6 protein-coding genes are annotated in these 7494 nt (G+C 63.9%); 3 read left to right on the plus strand and 3 right to left on the minus strand.

What is annotated here, in order from left to right; all coding sequences use genetic code 11:
• Window positions 1–580 (minus strand): hypothetical protein (locus LJE93_09205; GenBank protein ID MCG6949072.1); only part of this gene is annotated, 580 nt, incomplete at its 3' end.
• A 149-nt stretch (window positions 581–729) separates the two neighbouring features.
• Here LJE93_09205 and LJE93_09210 point away from each other — a divergent pair.
• From LJE93_09210 to LJE93_09220, 3 genes are read left to right on the plus strand one after another with little or no spacing between them, the layout of a single operon-like run.
• The gene (locus tag LJE93_09210) at window positions 730–1755 is read left to right on the plus strand and encodes a glycosyltransferase family 2 protein (GenBank protein MCG6949073.1); all 1026 of its coding nucleotides are present in this window, start codon (window positions 730–732) and stop codon (window positions 1753–1755) included.
• A complete protein-coding gene (locus LJE93_09215; GenBank protein MCG6949074.1) occupies window positions 1752–2843 on the plus strand; it encodes a DUF1972 domain-containing protein in 1092 nt (363 codons plus the stop codon). The genes LJE93_09210 and LJE93_09215 overlap by 4 nt, the downstream gene beginning before the upstream one ends.
• Window positions 2837–4267, plus strand: a complete 1431-nt coding sequence (locus LJE93_09220) for a sugar transferase (protein ID MCG6949075.1) — start codon at window positions 2837–2839, stop codon at window positions 4265–4267. The genes LJE93_09215 and LJE93_09220 overlap by 7 nt, the downstream gene beginning before the upstream one ends.
• A 98-nt stretch (window positions 4268–4365) precedes the next feature.
• Here the strand turns inward: LJE93_09220 and LJE93_09225 are convergent, their stop codons facing one another.
• Both LJE93_09225 and LJE93_09230 read right to left on the minus strand, forming a co-directional pair.
• Window positions 4366–5175 (minus strand): hypothetical protein, encoded by an 810-nt coding sequence (locus tag LJE93_09225; GenBank protein MCG6949076.1) that lies wholly within the window; start codon window positions 5173–5175, stop codon window positions 4366–4368.
• A gap of 132 nt (window positions 5176–5307) precedes the next feature.
• Window positions 5308–7494 (minus strand): PKD domain-containing protein (locus LJE93_09230; protein MCG6949077.1); only part of this gene is annotated, 2187 nt, incomplete at its 5' end.

The following is a 7494-nucleotide window of genomic DNA, read 5'->3' on the forward strand; positions in this document are numbered from 1 at the left end:
CCGAGTGACGGTTTCTGCCTGCGGCGCTCAGAATCAGCGTCAGCGCCATCACGAGAATGGCGGCAAGGGGCCATCGATACCACGGGAGAACGCCCCCGAGGAGGGCTGCAACCTCTGCCGCCCTCGGGCCCCATCTGCGTGCCGCCATCCAGGGCAGCGCCGCCGCGAGCACAACGGTCAGCGCCAGCGGCAAGGCCTCGACACCGCTCAACCCGAGCCCGGTCGCCGCTCGCGCGGCCAGCCCCAGGAAGATCGCGAACAGGGGCTGTCGACGACCCGGTACTCGGCCCCAAGACGTGGCTGCCACCGCCCAGATCGCAAGCAGCAGCAACGGCGGCAGGACCATGCGCCGCATGAGTCCGGACCCGACCATAGTGATTGCGAAGGCTACAGGCACCAGCGATGCTTCGGCCAGGCGTCTGCGCGTACTGCCAGAGGCCCACCAGCCGCTGGGTAGGAAGGCCAGCGCGACCGAGATTGACACCAACACCGCCTCCGGCCAGGAAACGGCGTCCAGCATGCCCAGGACCGCAGCCAGTGCGGCGAACGCCACGGGTGTGACCCAGGCCGTTACCCGCACCTGATCCTCCACGAGGCGTTGGCCGGATTTCGCAACATCCCCGGGAGTATACCGGTGGGTATGGAGGACAAGAAATACACGGCCGCGAACCTGACCCGCCATCCCGATCGCAACTGGCACGCCTCGGCGGCTTGTGCCAAGATGACGCCGTGAAACACGAAGGCGCCTATTCGGTGGTCATCGTCACCTGCAACCACGCAGAAACCCTGGGCGCCTGCCTGGACGCGGTCGAGCGCCTCGAGCCGGCACCGGTGAAGCTGGTGGTGGTGGACAACGCCTCGGCGGACAACTCGGCCGACATCGCCGCCTCGTTTGCCGGCAAGCCCACCACGGAAGTGCTGCGCGAGAAGGAAAACACAGGATTCGCAGCCGCCGCCAACCGCGGAATCTCCACCACCTCCGAACCCTGGGTCCTGCTCCTCAATCCGGATTGCGCGCCGAGCCCCGACCTCCCCCGATGTCTCCTCGCCGCCGCCGCAGGCGGGCCGGAGACGGAAAGAATCGGCTCCCTCAGCCCGAAGCTCCTGCGCGGTGAAGGTCCGAATCTGGAGCCACAGCCAGTGATCGACGCAGCAGGCATGCTCGTGACCTGCTCGGGCCGCCATTTCGACCGAGGTTCCGGCGCTCCCGACGAGGGTTCGTGCGATCGTCCGGCCTGGGTCTTCGGAGGAACCGCCGCAGCCATTCTCTATCGGCGGGCGGCGCTCGACGATGTCGCCTACCCGGGTCAGGAGTACTTCGCCGAACCATTCTTCGCCTACCGTGAGGACGCTGAGCTCGCCTGGCGCCTCCAACTCCGTGACTGGCGATGCCTCTACGCGCCGTCGGCCACAGCTGCCCACCGCCGCGGCTTCCGGCCCGAAGAGGGGCGCGCCGGCCATCGGGAGATCAACCGGTTCTCGGTGCGAAATCGCTTCCTTTTGCGCCGGCACTGCGCGGACCTCGCCTGGCATGTACATTGTTTCCCCGGGTGGCTGTTGCGCGACATGCTGGTGATCGGAGCGTGTCTCACGGTCGAGCGGTCATCCCTGCCCGGCCTGATCGATGTCTGGCGCCTGCGTCGAGATTCGAAGCGTCGGAGGAGCTGGGTCCTCGGGCGGCGCACGGTTCCGACCCGACGGATCAACGCGTGGTTCCGTAGACGGGGAAGGGTGGAGGAGGTCGAAGAAGCTTGAAACTCGCGATCATCGGCACCCGCGGAGTGCCCGCGAATTACGGCGGATTCGAAACCTTCGCCGAAGAACTGGGGGCGCGTCTCGCAGACCGTGGCCATCGGGTCACGGTCTACGGTCGACACGGCTTCATCGATCCCGCACTCGAGGAGTACAGGGGAATGCAGCTGGTGGTTCTGCCGGCACTGCGGAGCAAACACCTGGAAACGGTTTCCCACACCTTCCTATCGGCACTTCACGCCGCCCGCAGAGGATTCGACGCCGTTCTGATGTGCAACGCTGCCAACGCCCCGTTCGTCCGTATCCTGCAGATGGCGGGCGTGCCCGTAGCCCTCAACGTCGACGGGCTCGAGCGCAAGCGTCGCAAGTGGGGCCGGGCGGGCCGCAGCTACTACCGCCTCGGAGAGTATCTTTCTGCGCGTCTTCCCAACGCTCTGATCACCGATGCCGAGGTCATTCAACGGTATTACCGACGCGCCTACAATGCCTCCTCCGAAATGATCGTCTATGGAGGCGACCTCGAACCGCCCGGCGGTACCGACATCCTCACCGAGCTCGGCCTCGAGCCCGGCGAATATCTCCTCTACGTATCGCGCTTCGAGCCCGAGAACAATCCGGACCGCGTGGCCGAAGCCTATCGAAAGGTCAATGGCTTGCGACCCATGGTCATGGTCGGCGGCGCGCCCTACGCACGTGGCCTGACCCGTCGGGTCGCCGACATTGCCGACCAGCGTGTCGTCCTGCCCGGCCCGATCTACGGCGAAGGATACCGGCAGCTGCTTTTCAACTGTCGTGCCTATGTTCACGCCACTGAAGTCGGCGGTACCCATCCGGCCCTGGTCGAGGCGATGGGAGCCGGACGACCGGTGCTGTACTATGACACGCCCGAGAATCGGGAGGTGGCTGATGACGTCGGTCGTCGTTTCCGCTTCGAAGGCGAAAACCGTCTCGAGACAGTCATCACCGACGTGATCGATGACCGCCGGCAGCTGGAGGAAATGGGACTGCGGTCGAGGCGTCGGGTCGAGGAGCGGTACCTGTGGTCGGACGTCGCCGACCGGTACGAAGAGGTTCTGGAGGCGCTGTGCTGAAGGAGAGAGCGAAGGTCGTTGCTTACTGGGTGTGGACCGCGGACCTTGTCCTCACCACGGCGGCGTTCTTGCTCGCGTGGTGGCTTCGCTCCCACGTTGCGCCACAGATCGCGCCCTCGCTGTTCCCGACCGAGCTCTACCCACTCTCGCGCTACCTCGGACTGTTGCCGCTGGTCCTCGCCATCTGGACCCTGCTGCTGGTGACCCGCGAGGCCTACACATCGCGTCGTACCGTTTCTCTCGCCTCCGAAATCTGGCAGGTGGTGCAGGTGGTCGGAGCCGGCACCCTGGTGCTCGCCGCAGCGGGGTGGCTGCTTCGACTCGACTTCGTTTCTCGGCCGTTCCTGATTCTGTTCGCCTCTCTCGATCTCGTGTTCCTGATCGGCGAGAAGTTGGTGCTCCGCCTGGCAGCGAGGCGCGTCCGCAAGCGTGGCTACAACTATCGGACACTGCTGATTGTGGGCATCAACCCGCGTGCCGAGGAAGTCGCGCGAATCGTCGCCGAACACCCCCACTGGGGTCTGCAGCTGGTCGGGTTCGTCGCTCCGAACGGCGAACACAGTGACGAGGTTGCCGACTTGCCGGTTCTCGGCGGGGCCGATGACCTTCCGCAGATTCTCCAGGAAGAGGTCGTCGACGAGGTGATATTCGTGCTCTCGCGCCGCCAGCTCGAGGAGTTCGAGGAGAGCTTTCTCCTCTGCTCGGAACTCGGAATCCGCGCCCGGGTGGCCCTCTACTTCCCGCACATGAAGTCAAGGGTGGTGCTCGAAGAGCTCGAGGGAATTCCGCTCCTGACCTTCACCAACACTCCGGGCGCGCCCTTCCCGATGTTTCTCAAGCGCCTCCAGGACCTCGCGGCATCGACGCTCGGCATCGTGCTGACCGCGCCTCTGGTCCCGATCATCGCCGCCGCTATCAAGCTCGGCTCGCCCGGGCCGATCTTCTACTCGCAGACCCGCTGTGGCCTCAACGGCCGTCGTTTCAAGCTCCGCAAGTTTCGCACCATGTACGAAGGATCTGACAGCCGTCTCGACGAGGTCGCCCACCTCAACGAGGTCGACGGCCCGGCGTTCAAGGCCCGACACGATCCCAGGATCACACCGGTGGGCAGGGTGCTGCGGAGGATGTCCCTCGATGAGCTGCCTCAGCTCTACAACGTCTTCAAGGGAGACATGTCATTGGTAGGTCCACGACCTCCGCTCCCGGAAGAGGTCGAACGATACGAGCGCTGGCAACGACGGCGGCTGTCGATGAAACCCGGAATCACCGGACTGTGGCAGGTATCGGGCCGTGCGAACCTCGATGACTTCAACCGCTGGATCGCGCTCGATCTCGCCTACATCGACCAGTGGTCGCCGTGGCTCGACCTGAAAATCCTGCTCAAGACAATTCCAGCGGTCCTGTCAACTCGAGGAGCAGCCTGAAGAGCCATCTTTGAATGTTGATCTCCCAGTCGCCCGCCGGTCGTACCGGGGGGTGGGCGGGAAATCCGAAATTCGAAATTCGAAATTCGAAATTCGGCTCATTCGTCCTTCTCGAGGGCTTCGAGTTGCGCGGGGCTGAGGAAGAGCTTGGGGTCCCACGGTCCGTGAATCGAGGCCTTGATCGTTGTGACGCGTGAGTGGCCGCTCTCCTCCCCCCGCGCGTTGATGCCAACCGCCAGGATGCGTTCCGGCACCTTGGCACCCCCGATTTCCTGGTAATCAAGGACTCGGTACCGCGTGCCCACGGGTGACACCTTGCGGAACTCGGGCGAGGGAAAGAACTCGATCGTGATGAGAGAAGCGTCTTGCTGGTCCACAACCATCAGCCAGGAGGTCGTCAGCACCGGCGAGTTGAAGAACCCCTTGGCGAAGGGCAACGCGACTGCCCAGACCTGTCGGCCGTTGAGTGTCGCCTCACGGTATTCGCTCGCCCGTACCCCCTCCATCCTGAGGCTGTGGGGCAGGAGTAGAGGAAACAGGGTTTGGTTGAGGGCCCGTTCCGCTCGAATCGTGGTCTGCGGGCGATCGTCCATGACGCCTGCCGTGGTTGACCAACCTCCTCCCCCGTGATGAGCGACGACGAGCTCGCCCGGATAGTTGATCCGCTGATTCTCGAGGTTCGTGGTGTCGATGTAGGCGGTGAAATGCTCTTTCGAGCTCGTGCCGTCATTCCGGATCTCCTCTTGCGTGACCTCGAGTTTGAGCACGCCGATCTTCGCAAACGCCTCGCCGCCGGCGGCGGCGACAACACGCTCGATGATCTCGTTCGGCTCTATCGAATCTTCCGCCATCGTCGGGGCGGCGACGATGATCAGGGACAGCAAAAGGCTGAGTACATGACGAATCATTGGATTCTCCTTGATGAATGCCGTTGTGGCGCAAGCCCGGCCTTCACGGATTATAAAGCAACGACCGTGCCAGCCGACGCAAACGGCCGGGGGTGATGTCCGCCCCCGGCCGGTCTTTCGTCAATCTTCGCGCTACCGCGCCGGACCGAAGAATTTGAGCTGCGCCGGAATGAAGATCGAATCCTGGGTGCGGTTGTCGATTTCGGTCGCGTAGACCGCCACCGCGCCGCCGCTGACGGCCTCGATCATGAGCGAGCCGGTCATGTCGTTCTGGCTCAGGCCTAGCTTCTTGAAAACGTCGAACTGGCGTAGCTTTCCGGGCGCGATGGTCGTTTCGTACGGCTCGGCGGCCTGAACGCCGTCGACGTCGTACATCGTGATTCGCACCGTGGTCCAACCGCCACGGTCGGTGTTGAGTACCCCGACGTTGGTCCGGTAGCCGACGCTCTGGTCCGAGGAGTTCGAGATTCCGGCGATGTACCCGGTCTCACCCGGCTGCAGCAGATCCTTGCTGCCGAACGCACGCAGGTTGAGGCCGAAGGTCCCGCCGGATGGGTCGAGGTTATAGGTCCGGGCCGCCACCTGAGGTGCCGGGCCGCCGTCGCCGGACAGTACGATGTATCCACGGGTTTCCGACAGCCCGAGCTCGTCCGACACGATGTCGAGATACTGCTTCGTTCGTTGCACGTTGAGGGTCGGCCATTCGAAGCCGTAGGAATCGCTCGGATTGTCTCCAACCACGAACTCGGCCTCGCCGGGGAGCCAGTCACCAGTGGGGTTGTAGAGCCACAGATCCGTACGCCATTGGGAGTCGTTCACCCCCGACAAGCTGGCGACGCCAGCCAGCCATATCGTCTCCTCATCGAAGAAGTTCGACAGGTAGAGCACCGAGTCACCGGTGATGTTGTCGACCACCGTCGCAAAGGCCTGGACATCGAGCCCGTCGATCTCGGCCCGTATCGAGAACGGCGCCAGGTCGCCGGACACGCTCAGCCACTCGGCTACCGCGTTGATCTGCTTGGAGCTCTGGCCTCGCACCTTGACGCTGCGCGTGTTGCCGACCGGTTCGCCGGTCTTGTCATAGGCTGTGAGAGGAACCCAGACGTCCTCGTCAGAATAGTTCACGAGGCGCAGATTGGTGCGGTAGCTCTGGTCATGGACGAGGCCGGTGAGATCGAGGAACTCGAGCCCGACCCGCTTGACCGGCAGCGCCGGCACGAAGAGACCGAGGCTGCCCTCCGGCGTGTCGTTAAAGGTGCGCGATACCGAGAGCACCTTGCAGCCGCTGTCACTCTTCGACTCGATACGTACCGAGCCCGATGCCGGATCCTCGCCGAGGCCGGGGATGGCCTCGTTAATGTGGCCGAAGACCCGTGTCTCGTTCGGGAGAAGCGCGAACTCTCTGAACACCAGCTCCGCACCTGCGTTGTTGACGTTTTCCGGCAGGTACTCGATGCGCACGTCGAGGTCTTCGTCGCACGGGTTGTAGAAACGAAGGTCAGTCTCCCAGTTGGTGTCGTTCGCACCCGCCACCCGGCTGACTGCGGCGCCGACCACGAAGTCCTCTACCGGCGCCTCCGCAACCATGATGTAGTCAACTGCCGTATCGGAGCCATAGCAGTTCGAGGCAACCAGGCTGACCCGGTACCGGCCCGGAAGGGCAAAGACGTGGCTGAAGCTCGGCTCGTTGCCACTTCCGACGTCCTCGTCGACCGGATTCCCCTCCTCGTCCTCGACCCGCGTCACGGTCCACTGCCAGGCCGTGGGCGCGATATCACCCTTGTCGGCCGTCTGGGTCACCTTGAAGGACCTGTTTTCCACGTAGATATAGGCCGATCTTTCATTCGTTCCGGGGTTGACGTCAACCGTGTAATAGACGGTTCCCGAACCCGTGCCCTCTCCCGAATCGAGAGTGACCCAGGTTGACGGCGTGGTCGCGGTCCAGTCGCACCCGGTCGTCGTGACGACCGAAAACTCACCGCTCCCACCCGAGGGAGTGAAGGTCTCCCTGGTCGGGCTCAGCGTGTAGCTACAACCGCCACCGCCACTGTCGCACGATCCGCTGTTGGCGACAGTCACCGTGAACGGTCCGGCTGCGTCCGTACCGCCGCCCTCGAGCTCGAGGGAAACGCTGACAGACTTCTCGCCGCCGGAGGCGAAGGAGAAGCTGGCCGCTGTACAGTTGTCGAATAGGCTGGGCTCACACACGTAGGTCGCAGAGGCACCGTCGCAACCGGTCTCCCCGAAGTCCCAGGTAGCCTTCGCGATAGTGCCGACAAAGCCGGTCAGGGTGAAGGCGATGTTTTCGCCGATTTCCGG

It is taken from the genome of Acidobacteriota bacterium, from assembly GCA_022340665.1.
Taxonomy (GTDB): domain Bacteria; phylum Acidobacteriota; class Thermoanaerobaculia; order Thermoanaerobaculales; family Sulfomarinibacteraceae; genus Sulfomarinibacter.